We start from the raw sequence: 17,877 nt of genomic DNA, 5'->3' as shown, positions 1-17,877 counted from the left end.
TCTGTACATATGGGCTGTACAGCGGCCCTATTATAACTCCTTTCTCAGCCTTGCTACCGGGATATTCAGCTGCTCACGGTACTTTGCTACCGTACGGCGGGCAATATTGTATCCCTTGTCCTGGAGCATCTTCGTCAGGTTTTCGTCGCTCAGCGGTTTCCGCTTGTTCTCCCCCTCTATCAGGTCAGACAGTATCTTTTTCACCTCACGGGTAGATACCTCTTCCCCACTATCTGTTGATAATGATTCGCTAAAGAAAAATTTCAGCTTGAAAGTACCAAACTCCGTCTGCACATACTTACTGTTTGCCACACGGCTTACTGTCGAAATATCCAGCTGGGTAATGTCCGCAATGTCTTTCAGGATCATCGGGCGCATGGTGGTTTCATCCCCTGTCAGGAAAAACTCACGCTGGTAGCCCATAATGGATTCCATCGTAGACAACAGGGTATGTTGCCTTTGCTTGATGGCATCTATAAACCACTTGGCCGCATCAATCTTCTGCTTGATAAATAATACCGCCTCTTTCTGGCGTTTGTCTTTTTTATCACCACGGTCATACTCCCTCAGCATGTCGCGGTAACCTTCAGAAATGCGCAGATCAGGCGCATTCTTCGAGTTCAGTGTCAGTTCCAGCTTACCATTGTTGTTCAGGATAAAGAAGTCCGGCACCACATAGCTCTCCGCCTTATTCAGGGTAGCATAGTTACCCCCCGGCTTTGGCGTAAGGCGAATGATCTGCCCAATCGCTTCCTTCAGCCCCTCATCACTTATGTTCAGTCCTTTCTGGATCTTCTCGTAATGCTTCTTGGTAAACTCATCGAAGTAATTCTCCAGGATCAGGTAAGCACCCAATACCCCTTCATCGTCCTGTGGCTTACGTTTCAGTTGCAGCAACAGGCACTCTTTCAGGTCGGTGGCACAAATACCGGGAGGGTCAAAATCCTGGATCTTTTTGATCAGGTCCCTGATCTCCTCTTCGTCTGTGCTCACATTCTGTGAAAAGGAAAGATCATCCACAATAGCACTCACTTCCCTGCGCAGATATCCGTCGTCATCAATGCTACCGATGATCTGCTCAGCTATGGCGTTCTTTCTTTCATCCAGCTCCAGCATGCCCAGTTGTTCAAGCAGGTGCTCGTGGAAAGATGTCTCTACCCGTACCGGGATGGTTTTGTTCTCATCCTGATCCGGGTAATTGTCATCGCGCAGCTTATAATCGGCTATATCATCATCTCCTTCGCTTACATACTCGGAAATGTCAATATTATCATATTCGTTCTCACTTCCATCTGGTTCAAATTCGTCATCACCCTCGCCTTCCTCATTACCTGAAAACTCATCCTGCGGATCCTTAAATTCCTCTTCATGTGCCTCTTCCCCATATTCAAGCGCAGGGTTCTCCTCCAACTCCTCCTTGATACGCTCTTCAAGTACGGCTGTGGGAACCTGCAACAGTTTCATAAGCTGAATCTGCTGAGGCGACAATTTCTGTAATAGCTTCTGCTGTTGTGTCTGCTTTAACATAGTCTGATCCTATCCAAGGGCAAAAATAATAACAATAGTGTTTACTAATCTTAGTCTATGGCCGCTTCCCTTCCAAAGTCCAGCGTAAGCTGCTCATCCGGTAGTAACCGGAATGACTTCCTGTGAAAGGGAGTATCTCCATGTTCCCTGATGGCATTCCGGTGCTGAATGGTAGGATACCCTTTGTTTTCATTCCAGCCGAAATGTGGGAATTGTTCGTGCAGTCTCATCATATATTCATCCCTGTACGTCTTGGCCAATATAGATGCTGCTGCTATTGAAGCATAAATACCATCTCCTTTGATAATACAGGCATGGGGAACATTTCCATAGGGTTTGAAACGGTTGCCATCTACCAGGATGTATCCCGGCTGCTGCTGCAACTTTTCCAGTGCTAAGTGCATGGCCCTGAATGAAGCCTGTAATATGTTGATTTTATCTATTTCTTCGTTATCTACGCTTGCTACTGCATAGAAAAGGGCCTTTTCTTCGATCACCCCGCGCAGGTATTCCCTGTCCGCAGCTTTCAGCTGTTTGGAATCGTTGAGCAGTTTGTGGCGGAATTTTGTTGGCAAAATAACTGCCGCCGCAAATACAGGCCCTGCCAGACACCCTCTGCCGGCTTCGTCACAGCCAGCCTCTAATGCGATCTCTTTCTGATGGTATGAACGTAACAAGGCGATTCTTTTGATTGTTGCCCGGTAAAGTTAGGGATTTTAGCCTTGTTCCGGAACCCGTCAAAAATCTAAATTCTTACTGGAATAATTCTTTGAAATCCTGTTTGAAATTCGTCCATTCCCGGTCGGAGCGCTTTAAAGCAGAATCAATGTCGGTACGGGTACTATCCCAGCCGGCAGCGGTACCATTTTTCAGTTCATCCAGCTTGCCGCTGATCTGGTGTCTCAAGCGTTCCAGTTTACGACGCGCCTCCTTACTTCTGGTGGATCCGTCACTCTTCAGCTGATCCATTTTTTTATCTATATCATTTCTTCTCTCTTCCAGGTCTCCCTTCAGCTTTTGCCGCTCTTCATCCAGATAATCCCCAGCATCACCCGCAGCGGACTTAACATCTTGTCCAATTTTTTCCACACCTGCGCGCAGCGAATCCTTCCGCTCCTCCTGTGAGGGGGTCTCGTTACAGGCGAAGAATGCAACGGCAGCCAATAGATACAACAGCTTCTTCATAAGTAGGTTTTTTAAATAAAATTTGTGTGCGTGATTGCAATAATCACCTCCCCTTTAACAAATGCCATTCCATAATTATGCCTTCTATCACCCCTCCCTGTTTGGATGACCTTCTTTTGCCCTATTTCCCTTGATCCATATTTCAATTTTAAAGCCGGCCGCCAGCATCAGCTTTCGAAAACGGCCTTTCGGGGGCATGATATACCAAATGATTAACTACAGCCCCCTCCCATCATAATATCAGCGGTCAATACCTAAAAATTAGCTAGGTTTGGCCCTGTTTTCAAAAAAATACGATATCAATGAAGAAAAAAGTTCTGCTGCTTTTGCTGTTACTGGCAGTTAAATTCGCCAAAGCAGACGAAGGCATGTGGCTGCCTTATTTATTAGGGCAGCAAGTGTACAATGATATGGTCCTGAAAGGACTGAAACTCACCAAAGAACAGTTATACAGCATCAATAAGGCATCGGTAAAAGATGCGATCATCATATTCGGTGGCGGCTGTACCGGCGAAATCGTGAGCAATCAGGGCCTCATCTTCACCAACCATCACTGCGGTTACGATGCCATCGCTACCGCCAGCACCGTGGAACATAACTACCTGAAAAACGGGTTCTACGCTCAGTCCAAAATACAGGAAATCCCTGCAAACGGCCTGACCGTACAATTCCTCGTACGCGTAGATGATGTAACCAAAAAGATGGAAGATGCCCTCCAGGGCCTCAGTGGCCAGGACAGAATGAAGAAACAACAAGCCACCATCGGCGAAATCGTAACCGAAGCAACCAACGGCACCGGCTACGAAGCGAAAGTACTCCCCCTCTTCAAAGGCAACCAGTTCCTCCTCTTCGTTTACGAACGCTATAAAGATATCCGCCTCGTAGGCGCTCCGCCGGAAAGCATCGGAAAATTTGGCGGCGATACCGACAACTGGGAATGGCCACGACACACCGGCGACTTCTCCGTGTTCCGTGTATACGCTAACAAAGATGGGAAACCAGCCGATTATTCCGCTGACAACGTACCACTCAAACCAAAACATTTCCTGCCTGTATCCATCAAGGGTATCAAAGAAAACGATTATGCCATGATCTTTGGCTACCCTGGCGGTACCAACAGGTATGAAAGCTCCGAAGGTGTGAAACTGAAAATCGAGGTAGAAAACCCTTCTATCGTCAACCTGCGCGCGGTACGCCTGAAATATATGTTTGACCAGATGAAGAAAGATCCGGCTATCAAACTGAAACTGGCTTCTTCCTATGCCAGCATAGCTAACTACTGGAAGTTCTACGACGGTGAAACCAAACAGCTCCTCAAATACAAAGTAGAAGAGCAAAAACAACTGAACGAAAGCGCTTTCGTAAAATGGGCACAGGGCAAACCCGAATTCGAACACATCTTCGCTGATTATACCCAAACCTACAAGGAATGGACCCCCTATGCAAAACACCGCATATACATCAATGAAGGTATCATGGGTTCCCCACTGGCCGGTTTTGCAGCCAGCCTGCAGGCACTGGAAAAAGCCATGGTACAGCCAGGCACCAGCAGCGACGTTATAGCCAAAAGCATCCAGGCTGCTGATAAAGCCCGTACCGCCTTCCTGGAAGAAGAAGACAAAACAAGCGATCAGAAAATACTGGCAGCTACCTGCCGCATGTTCTATACAGAAATCCCTGCAGCACAACATCCAATCGGGTTTTATGATGCAGTTAAAGCAAAATTCGGTAGCCTGGACGAAGACAATACCTACCGCCTCTGGGCGGCAGCACTGATGTCCAGCACAATGATCCTGAACGATGCCCGCTGGAAAGCCTTCATAGAGCACCCTGATGCAGTAACCCTGCAACAGGATCCTGCCTTTGCTTACTCCAGTGCATTCATCAAAAACTGGAGCATTAAATACCTGCCACTGTACAACCAGTTCGTTACCAAAATCAATGATCTGGGCAGAGGTTATCTGAAAGGCCTGATGCAGATGGAGCCTAACAAGAAATGGTATCCCGATGCGAACTTCTCTATGCGCCTCACTTACGGACAGGTAAAACCATACGCACCACGCGATGCTGTATCTTACGATTACGTTTGTACCATGAAAGGTGTGCTGGAAAAATACAAACCAGGTGATTACGAATTCGACCTGCCTGCAAACTATGTAGACCTCTACAACAAGAAAGATTTCGGTCAGTATAAAGATGCCCGCAAGAACGATATCGTTACCTGCTTCATTACAACTAACGACATCACCGGTGGTAACTCCGGCTCTCCTGTGCTGAATGGCAATGGAGAACTGATCGGTTTAGCATTTGATGGTAACTATGAGGCACTGAGCCATAAGATCCAGTTTGATCCGGTATACAACCGTACGATCTGTGTGGATATACGCTACGTACTCTGGTGTATCGACAAGCTGGGCGGCGCACCAAATATTATCAGTGAGCTGAAGCTTGTGAAATAAGTGAATAAATGAATGAATTTATATAGCTCATAAAAAAGCACCTGCCAAAAAGCAGGTGCTTTTTTATGAGCTTGCCTGCGGCAGACCAGAAATCAATAAATTTGTTTTATGTATGCAGCATACACTCCCCCGGCCTTATTAGCGCCTTACATAGACGCATACTGGATCGTCACTACCTCCGGTCCGGCCACTTCCCGCATACTCCCCGATCTCTGCGCCGATTTCATTTTCAACCTGGATGATTACAGTGTTAAAGCCGTTGGTACCATGACGACTTACCACGATACACATACATCCACAGCATCCCGCTTACTCGGCATTCGCTTTAAACCCGCTGGTATGGCCGCCTTTGCCAGCATGCCCATGCAGTTACTGACAGATCAGCACATCCAGGGCGATGCACTCTCCCTGCCCCTGGTACGCCAGTTGCAGGAGGCCATCGCACAAAACACTAACCCCTTCCAGGCAATCTCTCATTGCCTGTTAAAAGCACTACCTGATCAACCCGTCCGCATGCAGGCTGCCATCCATGCTATACAATCCCGCCGGGGCAACATCTCTCCCCTTACGCTCGCCGCACAGGTCAACATGAGCCCCCGCAATTTTGAACGCACCTTTCTACAGCAGATCGGTACCTCTGCCAAAACTTTTTCACGCATCGTTCGTTGTTTAAGCGCAAAGGAAGCCCTGCAAAAACAACCCGCTTCCAGTTTGCTGGCACTAGCTATCGACTACGGCTACCATGACCATGCACACCTGACCAGGGAATTCCGGCAAATTACCGGGGATGCACCCAGCGAATATTTGTCGTTTTTATACAAATAACGACACCCATTCAGCACTTATCTTTAGATCCTAATATTCACATACATGCGACAAAAACTGACACTGGTAACCCTGGGTGTAAGAGACCTGCAGAAATCTATTTCTTTTTTTGAGGACGGACTTGGCTGGAAACGCTCTTCTGGCAGTCAGGATGGCGTTGCCTTTTTCCAGTTAAATGGAATGGTATTATCACTTTTTGGTAGAAAAGAACTGGCCGCCGATGCCAATGTACCTGAAGAAGGCAGCGGTTTTCCCGCATTCTCACTGGCATTGAATGCAAAAGACAGAGCTGAAGTAGACAGCGTACTGAAACAGGCTGCCCAGGCCGGCGCAGTGATAGTAAAGCCGGCTGAAGAAGTATTCTGGGGTGGATACAGCGGTTATTTCAGAGATCCTGAAGGATTCCTTTTTGAAGTAGCCCACAATCCTTTCTGGGAACTGGACGAAAATGACAATATCATCCTACCCTAAAATCCTTTAAACTGTAGAATGACCTTGCCGCTGTCTTTCAGTTGCAGGGTCGCTCCGTTTATATCATATGCATATGTGTGATTATTCAACAGGCGCAGCAACTGGCTCTCTCTTTCATTTGCCCTTGTATCCACACAGGCCATGCGCGTACTGATGACTTCCTCAAAAGTCAGCGTCTTTACAGTAGCGGTATAATTACCTGACACCTTATTACAACCTGCATTGCCGCTAAAACGATGTGCACTGGTATCAAACTGTACATAAACCGGCGAAGAATCCAGTTTTTCATTTTGTAACTGTACAAGGCTCCATCGAAGGCCTCCCAGGTCCGGAACCTTTTTCAGTGAAGTACAGGCCATCAAAAAAAGCAGGCCCAGGGTTATTTTTCCTCTCATAATTGTAATTTCCAGTAGAAAATCAAAAATCAAACCATCGGCTTTATGACCCTGAATGTGAGATTGATCCGCTCACCCATTTGTTTTGCTGTCTTCGGTACCTGGTGCTGCCAGTGATGTTGCAGGCTCCCCTTCATGATCAGTAATGACCCATGTGTCAGATTCAGTTCATATTTCAGCCCTGCCCGCTGATGTCGAAACATAAACCGGCGGGTAGCGCCAAAATTCACAGATGCGATCACGGGATCTGTTCCTAATTCAGGTTCATCATCCGCATGCCAGCCCATGGAATCATTGCCATTCCGGTAGCGGTTCAGCAATACGCTATTAAATGCGACCCCGGCAGGCACAGACACCTGCTCTTTCATTTCAAGCAATTCCTTCGTCCAGGCTGCAGGTACATACCGCTTCCCGGAAAAAGCATAGCTACTCCCCTCATCCCCATACCAGGCCATTAACCTCGGAAATTGTACCGGTTTTCCATACATCATCATACCTTCCTGTTTCCAGTCGATACCCGCCATCAGTGAGCGGAAATATGCATCGGCTACCTGCGCAGTGTAAAAGTGCGGGTAATACAACAATTCCCCGTCCTGCAAAGGAATCAATTGCCCGGATGGTTCTTCGAAAAATGGTAACTGCATAAAAAAAGCCGTTCCACCTTATGGGCGGAACGGCACTAATATACTTGGTAATACTATTACAACTAAGCTACACCATCAGCTTTCATGGTCTTCTGGAAACGCTTTCTTTCTTCCTCATCCAGGATGGTCTTACGCATACGGATGTTATTTGGCGTTACCTCGATACACTCATCCTGCTGGATGTATTCCATACATTCTTCCAGTGTCATCAGCGTCTTAGGAGCAATGTTGGTTGCACCATCAGTACCACTTGCACGCATGTTGGTCAGTTTCTTTCCTTCATTAGGATTCACTACCAGGTCACCAGGCTTGTTGTTTTCACCGATGATCATACCTCTGTACACATCTTCTCCCGGATCTACAAAGAAGAAACCTCTATCCTGCAGTTTATCGAGAGAGTAACCAGTGGTGGTACCAGCTTCTTTTGCGATCAGCACACCATTGCTACGTCCAGGGATTGGACCTTTCCATGGTTTATAATCGTTGAAACGGTGTGCCATTACAGCTTCACCAGCAGTAGAAGTCAGCATCTGCGTACGCAAACCAATCAGACCACGGGAAGGAATTTCGAATTCCAGGTGCTGCATGTCACCCTTGGTTTCCATGATATGCATTTCACCCTTACGACGGGTAACCAGGTCAATCACCTTGCTGGCGAAGTCCTGAGGTACGTCTACAACCAGGTTTTCATATGGCTCACATTTCTTACCATCCACCTGTTTCAGGATTACCTGAGGCTGGCCTACAGTCAACTCAAATCCTTCACGACGCATGGTTTCGATCAGCACGCCCAAGTGCAGGATACCACGGCCATAAACCAGGAAGCTATCAGCACTGTCAGTATCTAATACGCGTAATGCGAGGTTCTTTTCAGTTTCTTTCACCAGGCGGTCACGGAGGTGACGGGAAGTTACGAACTTACCATCTTTACCGAAGAATGGAGAGTTGTTGATGCTGAACAACATGTTCATCGTAGGCTCATCCACACTGATTACCGGTAATGCTTCCGGATTTTCGAAATCAGCGATTGTATCACCAATACCGAAATCTTCCAGACCTACTACCGCACAGATATCACCTGCTGCTACTTCGGTTACTTTCTTCTTACCCAGGGCTTCGAAGATATACAGTTCGCGAACACGGGATTTTTTGATAGAACCATCTGTCTGCACCAGGGAAATTGGCATGTTCTCCTTGATAGAACCACGTGCTACTCTTCCTACAGCGATACGGCCCAGGAAAGTAGAGTAATCCAGAGAGGTAATCTGCAACTGCAGGGTACCATCAGCGATCTGAGGCTCTGGAACGTGTTTCAGGATACCATCCATCAGTGGAGTGATATCTTCACATTGCGTGTTGGTATCGTTGAACCAGCCATTCTTACCGGAACCATAATAGGTTGGGAAGTTCAGCTGCTCTTCCGTAGCATCCAGGTTGAAGAACAGCTCAAATACTGCGTCATGAACTTCGTCAGGACGGCAGTTAGCCTTGTCTACCTTGTTAATAACAACGATAGGTTTCAGGTTGAGCTGCAGCGCTTTTTGCAGCACGAAGCGTGTCTGTGGCATTGGGCCTTCAAAGGCATCCACCAGCAGGATCACACCATCAGCCATTCTCAATACTCGTTCTACCTCACCACCGAAGTCGGCGTGGCCCGGAGTATCGATAACGTTGATTTTCACCCCTTTGTACTCAACGGAAACGTTTTTACTTAAGATGGTGATCCCACGCTCCCTTTCCAGGTCGTTGTTATCCATGATCAATTCACCTGTTTCCTGGTTAGCCCTGAAAACGTTGGTAGAATGGAGGATCTTATCAACCAAGGTCGTTTTACCGTGGTCTACGTGCGCAATAATTGCTATGTTACGGATATTCATAAATCAAATTAGTTGACTTCGGCTAGCTGGTCCCCAGCCAAAAGAAGGCGCAAAGTTATAACAAATTGTGGAAAATGTGGGGAAATCCCTTTAAATAATTGTGATCTTCGGTGGCAGCCGCACCGGCATTACTTTTGCGCCATACCTATTATTTTATTCACTCATTAGACGAAACCATGCTCATCAGATCTATTTTACCTGCCATTCTTCCCAGCGCTGCCATCCTGCCCGGCCGTGCGCAGAAAATTCCCGCGCTGGATGCAGAACTCACCACATTTTAGTACCCTTACACGGTACATATTATATCGCTACAAATTCAGGGCCAACAGGTAAGCATGACTTACATGGATCTGTCACACGTCCAGGCATTCTCTCAGTTTATTCAACCGGCGCTGGCTTTTTTATCAGGTTCATGATGCTGTCAAATGATGCCTGGTTCGTTGGATTATCCAATGCGCCGGCAATATCTATTTTTTCACGGGAGGTAAGGTGGAAGCTCAGCGCTGCCGCCTTATCTTCTTTCTGGGGTACGTATTGCAGGATAAGCCTGTGAAATCCCACGGGGAAATACCCTTCCAGGTAACCCAGTTTATCATCCTGCGCAAAGTCCTGCATAGAACTCCAGTGCTGCTGCATGGTAAACAGGGGATCAAACATCAGATCCGTCAATACCTTCGTTTTTTGAATAGGCCGTATATCGTTCTTTCGTGTATCCCTGATCTGAATAAAAATAACACCACTCGTATTCGCATTGATCCACTCCCTGAATGTATACAGATAACGCATCGATACATCCTGCCCGAAATTATCCCTGATCCCCGCATCCATTACATCTACGATCGGATCACTGGGCAAAAATACATTGGGTAATACATAAGGGAAAGTCGCACACATCCTGATCGCACTGGTCACCTTTAACTGCATAGGATTCTGCTTTGCAAAATACTGCGTAAAATCAACCCCGTCCACATCCTGCCAGGCCTGTTTTCCCCGTGGATAAGCGGGTGCACAGAGATAACTAACCGGCTGTGGCGATATGATCAATCTTCTGCCATCAGCATTGATTGTAGAGTTCCATATCAGCATAGGAATTTTCCCTTCCAGTTCCGGTTCCCGGTAATCTCCGATTGTTTTGGAAAGCGCATTATCAGTATTCGCATTCAGCTGCATCTCAAATGCATATCCCCGATCCTTTGCATAACGATTATCGCCAATTTTAAAACTTCGCCATGGCGTGATAAAATCATTCACAGACATGGCTGTAAAAATGGAATTTAACAGGTCACGGCCAGTGCGTTCTGTAAAAATACTGTCGTATAGATTCAGGCTTTTACCGTTCTCCTGTTCAAGATACAATTCCCTGAAATAGGTAGCGCCAATCATCCCGCCTGAAGCACCTGTCATTAACACCGTTTGATTCATCAGCTGCCCATCCATGATGGAATCCAACCGCTGCAATACATTCATACTCCAGGTAGCAGCACGCAAACCACCACCACTAAAATTCAGTACGATCAGCTTGGGGCGCTGCCTGGCAGGAAACTGTGCACGCCATGCTTTCAGTATTTTCAGCGTTTGCACTTTATCAGCTTCCCTGCGTTTTTCTGAAAAGAATTTTTGCAGCGCAACCGTACTGTATTCAGGTCGCTGATCATGTTGTTTATAGTTTAATCCGTAAGCCTTATTCCTGTTATCCAGCAGGTCATGTTCCACCATCCAGTTCATACCCGCCATCAGTACCAGTGCTAGCGGAATAGCCCAGCTTTGTAACAGGTACGCATATGCGCCGGCAACGCCAATCAGGAATGCAAAAAAGATCATCACACTGGCACCAGCCGGAATTCTAAAAAACGGATAGTCCATCATATACGCCAGTATCACCAGGAAGAACAACGCACAGGCCACAGTGATCATAGCTGCATAGTGATGCTGCTTGAGAATACTGTCGAGATAATGTTTGTTATAGTGATCTACATTTCTGGCGCGGCGGATCCGCCAGGGAGAGTTGAAGTAATTCGTAACAGGCAGCGCGTTTTCATCTTTTTCCTGTGTCGGTTTTAGTACCAGTCGCAGAAAATTACGGGGTGTACCAAACTTTCTTTCCAGCCTGCGACCTATATTTTTATCAGCATTGAAGAAGTAGAAAAACGAGAAGAAGATGACGAATAAATATCCACAGATAAAGCCTTCTGTTAGCAACATGATTTCCGGTACAGTGCTCAGTTGTTGATAACGCTGGTATTCCCACGAGCGCACCAGCAGGTTGATGATAAATGCAACCGGAACAATGAAGTTATTAAGACAGTATTTGAAAAAAGGTTGAGAGGTGGTCGCCAGAAATTTAAAACGACCGGTATGCAGTATGAAAGTAGTGATGTTCCAACTCATGGTAAATAAGCCGGCAGCCAGGCCGAGGATAGTAGTGCTGTAAAAGTTCACCTGGCCCAGATATTCAGGCGCGAGATACAATGCATCGCCACCGAATACTTTTGCAAAACCACCATTAATAGCACTGAACAGAACAGCCCAGAATATGAGCAGCACCTGGTACTTCCGGAAATGGAGCAACAATAGTTGGATCGGGAAAGAATAGAAGAATTTAACCGGCAGATATTTCACTTTCATCCGTAACGCAATTACAACTAAACTTACGAAAAATTGTAATAGGTGTCGGGGAGAAACAAAACAAATGTTTTGGGCCCGGTCAAAAAATATTTTATCTTATTTCTTCCTATAACTTAAGAAATACGTCCACACCAGCACCAACAGCAACAACATGCCCACTCCCTGATGCAATATGGCCTGCAATATTGGAATATGGATCTGGCTACCCAGCAATGTCAGCACACCCAGTAATACCTGTACCAGTACCAGCAGCAACGGCAGATACCGTACCCGGTGCAGCAGGCTATGCTCCGGTGTTTCAGATGCCGCCTTCCACCACCAGATCACTACCAGTATCGTAATGAGGTAAGCCAGGTTTCTGTGTACAAAATGTATGGTTTGTGTATTATGTGTCAGATCCTGGAGGAAATTTCCCTGCGTAAACATGTTCCCGGGGATCCATGCACCATTAATATCCGGCCATGTACTTGCCGCCAGCGCCGCATGTAGGCCCGCCATCAATGCACCAAAGAACAATTGCAAAGACAATAAGCCCAATAGCCAGCCATTTAATTTTCTCAATCCTGGTGCCAACAGAATTTCCCGTACCGGCGTACTCAACTTCAGCGCAAACCACAACACATAGACAAGTAGAGACAAGGCTGCCAGGAAGTGTATCGCTAAGCGTATATGGTTTACATACAGGTTGTCTTCATTCAATCCGCTCTGTACCATGATCCAGCCAATAGCCGCCTGTAACCCGCCCAATAAAAACAGGATTATCATGGGTTTAATCATAGAACGGTCTATCTTTCTTTTAATCAGGAAATACACAAATCCTACCAGGAACACCCCTCCCATCAAACGGGCCCAGTCACGGTGCAGCCATTCCCAAAAAAATATCCCTTTGAAATCAGATAAGGTAAAATGATTGTTGAGATACTTTGCCTGTCCGATTTCTTTATACTTATCAAAGGCCTTCACCCAAGCAGCTTCATTCATTGGAGGAAATGCACCCAGAATAGGTTTCCATTCAGTAATAGACAGGCCGGATCCCGTAAGACGCGTGATCCCTCCCAATAATACCTGAATAATAAGCATTCCCACCCCTATATATAACCAGATCGCCACCGGCCTTTGCTGTTGTGTTGTCAATCTATCCATAAATCAATAATCGATGGCAAAGTTAGTACTTTGAGGTTTGACATTCGTAATGCTTTCTTAACATCTCCATAATATTCCCTTAACACCTCCTGCTGATCTTTGCGGCGACAAAAGGTACCCTGAAAACATCAAAACACTAAAAACAAACTTTTGTATGAAACACATACAATTTATAGCAGTCATTGCAACTATCCTATTTAGCCAATCCATTGCCGTTGCCCAGGACTTTGCCATGAACAAAGTAAAGCCCACTGCTGCCAACATAGAAACACCTGCTGCTACAGGCGATTTCAAACTGGATGTAGCACAGGTAACAGGAAGTGACCTGGTATTTCGCGTAACCGTTGAAAATCCAGGCAGCGACAAAATAATCCTGAGCATCAAGGATGCCAACAACACTACCTTGCACCAGGAATCACTGCCGGTAACACTGGTTTATAAAGCCCGTTTTAACCTGGCAGACCTGCAGGACGGTAACTATGTTTTCGAAATCAGAAAAGGTAGAACACGCATTGCAGAAAAAATCATCGGTATCAAAACCGAGACAAGCATTAACAGAACAGTTTCTGTCCAATAAAAAACAAATAGTGACAAAATGAGTGGCCCTGGGGCATATCTCATCTTGTCGCTATTGCCTAATCTATGAAAGGTCCTTATCTTATCTGAATACACGTGCACGTATTGCTCTCCGTACGGAGAGCAATACGCCAGGCACTACTTCTGGTTCATCGCTTCATACAGCACTTCCATAATATTTTCTCTTACATGCATGGTGATCAGCTTCTTGTTATCACCACCCGCAGGACATACCCGGTTACTCAGGAAAATGAATACCAGCTTAGACTGGGGATCTACCCAGATACAGGTACCTGTGAACCCTGTATGTCCAAATGTAAGTGATGATGCACTCTTAGCAGGATATGCTTCACCATGCTTTCCGTTATTTTTTTCAGGCTTGTCAAAGCCCAGACCCCGGCGGCTGATATTGCTATTGTATGCAGTAAATAATTTGATCGTTTCTTCCTTTATAAAACGCTGCCCACCATAAGTACCACCATTCAATAACATTTGCATCAATACTGCCAGATCCTCTGCATTCGAGAATAAACCGGCATGCCCTGCTACACCACCAAACATTGCAGCACCCGGATCATGCACATCCCCCCTTATCCACTGCATGCGGAAACTACGCTCACTCTCGGTAGGTGCAATCTGCGAAAGCGGGAAACGCTCCCTGGGTTTAAATCCGGTGCTGTTCATACCCAGCGGTTCATAGAAAGTTTCTCTTACATAGTGATTCAGTTTCTGCCCGGTAATGGATTCTACCACCTTACCCAGGAAAATAAAATCGTTGTCGCTATATACATATCCCTGCTGTGGCTTCAGCGAACTTTCCAGGATCTTCTGGTACATGGTATCTACATAACAATCCTTCATATACAGGTGCTCTGCCACACGCCTGGAATATATAGAATCTGCATAGCTGTGGAACAAAGCTGTATCAGGTGCACCATTCTTCATCAACACACCCTGGTAAAAAGGAATGAAAGATACAAGGCCCGCCTGGTGCAGGAGCACATCTCTTATTTTCAGATTCGCTTTATTACTGCCTTTCACCCAGGGCAGGTAATCACCTAAAGTTCCATCCAGGCTTAGTTTCCCTTCGTCATAAAGTTTCATCACAGACATCGTCGTAGCACATACTTTCGTTACAGAAGCCAGGTCATAAATGCTGGAATGTGTAACTGGTTCGTTGCTGCTATAATCATAATGGCCAAATACTTTGTTGTATACGATCTTGCCATCTTTCATCGCCAGTATTTCACAACCGGGCGCAGCACCCTTTGCAATCATATCCTGGGCCAGTATGTCAATTTTTGTAAGCGTTGCTGCGTTCATGCCTACTTTTGCCGGTGCTATTTCTTCCAGGGGTTGAAGTGCAAGCGCAGGTGGCGGTGTAGCCGGTACGATCCCCATGCCATAAGTAAAATTCGGGCATACAGTAACCGGCAGTTTGCCTGTTGGAATCAGTTGTCCAAACAGTAATTGAACAGCAGATTTTTGTGTAGCATCGTCATCTTCGTACGCTGCTACAATAGTAGGCGCGTCACAGAAATATTGAATCGCATATGGATTACCAAATACCACGGTGGCAGATGGCATTTCCTGTTGCAGGCGCTGTACCAGCAGCCGCTCTGCAGAACTGATACCGAAATTGTTACCAGGTCTGCGGCCGTAGTTATGTACACCGATGATCACTGCCTGGAATTCATTTTTCAGTCTTTCTACCACAGGTGCTACCTGTGCCGGGGACTGACGGGAAGTAAAGATGAATGTATTTATATCCGGGCGGGTCGCTTTGATGGATTGCAGGAATGCATTATTGACATCCGCACCTACTGCTATCACAGCTACCTTAGCTGGTGTATGTTGTTTGAAAGGAATCAGCTGGTTATCGTTTTTCAGCAAAGTGATAGATTGACGGCCAATTTCTTTGATCAGTGTATCCGTCACGGCGTTCAGGTCTGCAGCAAGATTAGCAGTTTCTATTACCTGTGGCTTGTTCAGGCCCAGGTTGTATTTGGCCAGCAGTACTTTCTTCACTCTTTCGTTCACCTCATTCCAACTGATCTCTCCACGGCGGATCGCTCTCTTGATAGCCTCTACACTTCCCCGTGCAGAAGAAGGCAGCATGAGCATGTCATTGCCGGCCACCAGCGACCTGGCAGCCTCTTCCCCACCGGTGTAGAACTTGGCAATACCTTTCATTTCCAGCGCATCGGTGATCACGATACCTTTATAACCCATTTCACCCTTGAGCAGGTCTACGACTGCTTTATGAGAAATGGAAGTAGGCGTATTAGGGGTGCTATCAATAGCAGGAATGTAGAGATGTGCCATCATGATACTGGCTATGCCGGCCTTGATTGCTTGCCTGAAGGGATATAATTCCAGCGAATCCAGTTGCGCCCTGGATTTATGGATCACCGGCATATCCAGGTGAGAGTCTGTATCTGTATCACCATGACCCGGGAAGTGTTTGGCTACGGCCATTACATCCTGATCCTGGATTCCCCTGATCATCTCAACCCCCATACGGGCTACCTGTGTTTTATCCTGCCCGAAAGAGCGATCATTGATAACCGGGTTATTAGGATTATTGTTAATATCCATATCCGGGGCATAGTCTACATGTACCCCCAGCCTGCGACATTGCTGACCCAGCACCTTGCCCGCTTTATAGGCCAGGCTGCTGTCCTGTGCGGCACCGATCATCAGGTTACGGGGTAGGCTGATCACGCTATCCAGGCGCATGCCGAGGCCCCATTCTCCATCAATGGCGATCAGGAGCGGCGTCTGGGAAATGGATTGGTAATAATTTGTGAGGTTTGCCTGTCGTACCGGGCCTCCCTGGAAGAAGATCAAACCACCTACCTTGTTGTCTTCGATATCTTTGGTGATCTTTTTCACATGATCTGCGCCAAGATTGGAGTGTGCCCTTATCATGATAAGCTGCGCAATACGCTCATCATTATTGAGCGATTCAAATACGCTGTCTACCCAATGTGTAGCGGCGGCGTCTGCTGTCAGTAATTTTGGAACGGGTCCAACCTGTGCCAGGGCGGGTTTGCTACCCGAGCCGGCTAACATAAATCCGGAAAGTCCTAAGATCAGTAACTGCTTCATAATCTAGCTGCTTATCAATAAAAAGTTTTCCTACGGGGAATTATCTCCCTTTCCGGGAGCTGCGCCCTGATTGCATTTTGAGTCCCAATTATTATGCTACCTTACATATTCACGGCTGTAAAGCGGCAGTATAAATATTTATATTTACATGAGGAGGTAGGAACAAATGACCTGTAATCCTTAAACATAACAAAATATCTTACGACTGTGCGCCCCGAACGACCATTTTTTTCTTCTTTATGGAACAATCTGCTTAAAAATAATCCATTATTTCCAGCAAATCATTAAAACATATCTACGGATTTTCTTAAATATTTTATGTTATTCAAGCAATGGTAATTTTAGTTACCTATACATTCAATTGTTTGCTATATTTGCAGTCTTGCTAAAGTTTTTTTAAACACATGGTCAATATTATTCTTTTTGGCCCTCCCGGTAGCGGAAAGGGCACGCAAAGTGCGAACCTGATTGAAAAATACGGGCTGATTCACCTGTCTACCGGTGATCTGCTGCGTGGAGAAATTGCTGCTCAGACTCCCCTGGGCATGGAAGCAAAGCGCCTGATGGACCAGGGATTACTGGTACCGGATGCTGTCGTGATTGGTATGATCAGTTCGAAGCTCGAAGCCAACCCGGAAGCAAGAGGTTTTATCTTTGACGGCTTCCCACGTACGACTGCCCAGGCAGAAGCACTGGACAAATTGCTGGACCTGAAAAAAACCGCTATCTCCAACGTACTGTCCCTGGAAGTACATGAAGATAACCTGGTACAGCGCCTGCTGGCCAGAAAACGTCCGGATGATAATGAAAAAACCATCCGCGAGCGTTTCGTAGAATATCACAACAAAACCGCTCCTGTAGCTGATCACTATGCCCGTTTCGGCAAGTTTAAGAAAGTGAACGGTGAAGGTACTGTTGATGAAATTTTTGCGCGCTTAAGCAAAGAAATCGACCCGCTGGTAGAAGAAAAAGTATAATCAGCAGGCTGATCTTATCATATTAGACGCAAAGATCGTAAGTAACCATCCATGTAAAGTGG

The 17,877-nt window shown here is 46.3% G+C and carries 14 protein-coding genes; 5 read left to right on the top strand and 9 right to left on the bottom strand.

Annotation, left to right across the window (positions count from 1 at the left end):
* Positions 1-30 precede the first annotated feature (30 nt).
* From rpoN to U0033_RS21895, 3 genes are all read right to left on the bottom strand, one after another.
* Positions 31-1,527, bottom strand: coding sequence for an RNA polymerase factor sigma-54 (gene rpoN / locus U0033_RS21905; RefSeq protein ID WP_072365818.1), 1,497 nt, complete (start codon positions 1,525-1,527; stop codon positions 31-33).
* Between the two features lie 50 nt (positions 1,528-1,577).
* On the bottom strand, positions 1,578-2,204 hold the full coding sequence (locus U0033_RS21900) for a ribonuclease HII (protein WP_072365820.1): 627 nt from the start codon (positions 2,202-2,204) through the stop codon (positions 1,578-1,580).
* A gap of 76 nt (positions 2,205-2,280) precedes the next feature.
* The gene (locus U0033_RS21895; protein ID WP_072365822.1) at positions 2,281-2,712 is read right to left on the bottom strand and encodes a hypothetical protein; all 432 of its coding nucleotides are present in this window, start codon (positions 2,710-2,712) and stop codon (positions 2,281-2,283) included.
* 302 nt (positions 2,713-3,014) lie between these two features.
* On the opposite strand from U0033_RS21895, the gene U0033_RS21890 reads away from it, so the two are divergent.
* The 3 genes from U0033_RS21890 (at position 3,015) to U0033_RS21880 (ending at position 6,467) form a co-directional block, all read left to right on the top strand.
* Entirely contained in the window at positions 3,015-5,171 is a 2,157-nt protein-coding gene (locus U0033_RS21890) for a S46 family peptidase (protein WP_072365824.1), read from the top strand.
* A 108-nt stretch (positions 5,172-5,279) separates the two neighbouring features.
* A complete protein-coding gene (locus U0033_RS21885; protein ID WP_072365825.1) occupies positions 5,280-5,996 on the top strand; it encodes an AraC family transcriptional regulator in 717 nt (238 codons plus the stop codon).
* Positions 5,997-6,041: 45 nt separating this feature from the next.
* Positions 6,042-6,467 (top strand): VOC family protein, encoded by a 426-nt coding sequence (locus U0033_RS21880; RefSeq protein WP_072365827.1) that lies wholly within the window; start codon positions 6,042-6,044, stop codon positions 6,465-6,467.
* Here U0033_RS21880 and U0033_RS21875 read toward each other — a convergent pair.
* The 5 genes from U0033_RS21875 to U0033_RS21855 all read right to left on the bottom strand — a co-directional run bounded on the left by U0033_RS21875 (position 6,464) and on the right by U0033_RS21855 (position 13,151).
* Complete coding sequence (locus U0033_RS21875) at positions 6,464-6,862, bottom strand: META domain-containing protein (protein WP_072365829.1); 399 nt, start codon at positions 6,860-6,862, stop codon at positions 6,464-6,466. The genes U0033_RS21880 and U0033_RS21875 overlap by 4 nt on opposite strands.
* Before the next feature lie 29 nt (positions 6,863-6,891).
* Positions 6,892-7,506 (bottom strand): alpha-ketoglutarate-dependent dioxygenase AlkB family protein, encoded by a 615-nt coding sequence (locus U0033_RS21870; RefSeq protein WP_072365831.1) that lies wholly within the window; start codon positions 7,504-7,506, stop codon positions 6,892-6,894.
* Between the two features lie 62 nt (positions 7,507-7,568).
* Complete coding sequence (typA, locus tag U0033_RS21865; RefSeq protein ID WP_072365833.1) at positions 7,569-9,383, bottom strand: translational GTPase TypA; 1,815 nt, start codon at positions 9,381-9,383, stop codon at positions 7,569-7,571.
* Between the two features lie 378 nt (positions 9,384-9,761).
* Positions 9,762-12,008, bottom strand: a complete 2,247-nt coding sequence (locus U0033_RS21860) for a patatin-like phospholipase family protein (RefSeq protein ID WP_072365835.1) — start codon at positions 12,006-12,008, stop codon at positions 9,762-9,764.
* A gap of 96 nt (positions 12,009-12,104) precedes the next feature.
* A complete protein-coding gene (locus tag U0033_RS21855; RefSeq protein ID WP_072365837.1) occupies positions 12,105-13,151 on the bottom strand; it encodes a COX15/CtaA family protein in 1,047 nt (348 codons plus the stop codon).
* Positions 13,152-13,305: 154 nt separating this feature from the next.
* Here U0033_RS21855 and U0033_RS21850 point away from each other — a divergent pair, with 154 nt between their 5' ends.
* Positions 13,306-13,728: a hypothetical protein gene (locus U0033_RS21850; protein ID WP_072365838.1), complete on the top strand. Its 423-nt coding sequence runs from the start codon at positions 13,306-13,308 to the stop codon at positions 13,726-13,728.
* 137 nt (positions 13,729-13,865) lie between these two features.
* Here U0033_RS21850 and U0033_RS21845 read toward each other — a convergent pair whose 3' ends face one another.
* Positions 13,866-16,838, bottom strand: coding sequence for a glycoside hydrolase family 3 N-terminal domain-containing protein (locus tag U0033_RS21845; RefSeq protein ID WP_245801876.1), 2,973 nt, complete (start codon positions 16,836-16,838; stop codon positions 13,866-13,868).
* A gap of 404 nt (positions 16,839-17,242) precedes the next feature.
* Between U0033_RS21845 and U0033_RS21840 the strand changes: the two genes are divergently transcribed.
* Positions 17,243-17,815 (top strand): adenylate kinase, encoded by a 573-nt coding sequence (locus U0033_RS21840; protein WP_072365842.1) that lies wholly within the window; start codon positions 17,243-17,245, stop codon positions 17,813-17,815.
* Positions 17,816-17,877: the final 62 nt, after the last annotated feature.

Origin of the sequence: Chitinophaga sancti (assembly GCF_034424315.1) — a bacterium.
Lineage (GTDB): Bacteria > Bacteroidota > Bacteroidia > Chitinophagales > Chitinophagaceae > Chitinophaga > Chitinophaga sancti.
The sequence above is the reverse complement of the archived record's forward strand: the minus strand, read 5'-3'. Positions and strand labels throughout refer to the sequence as shown.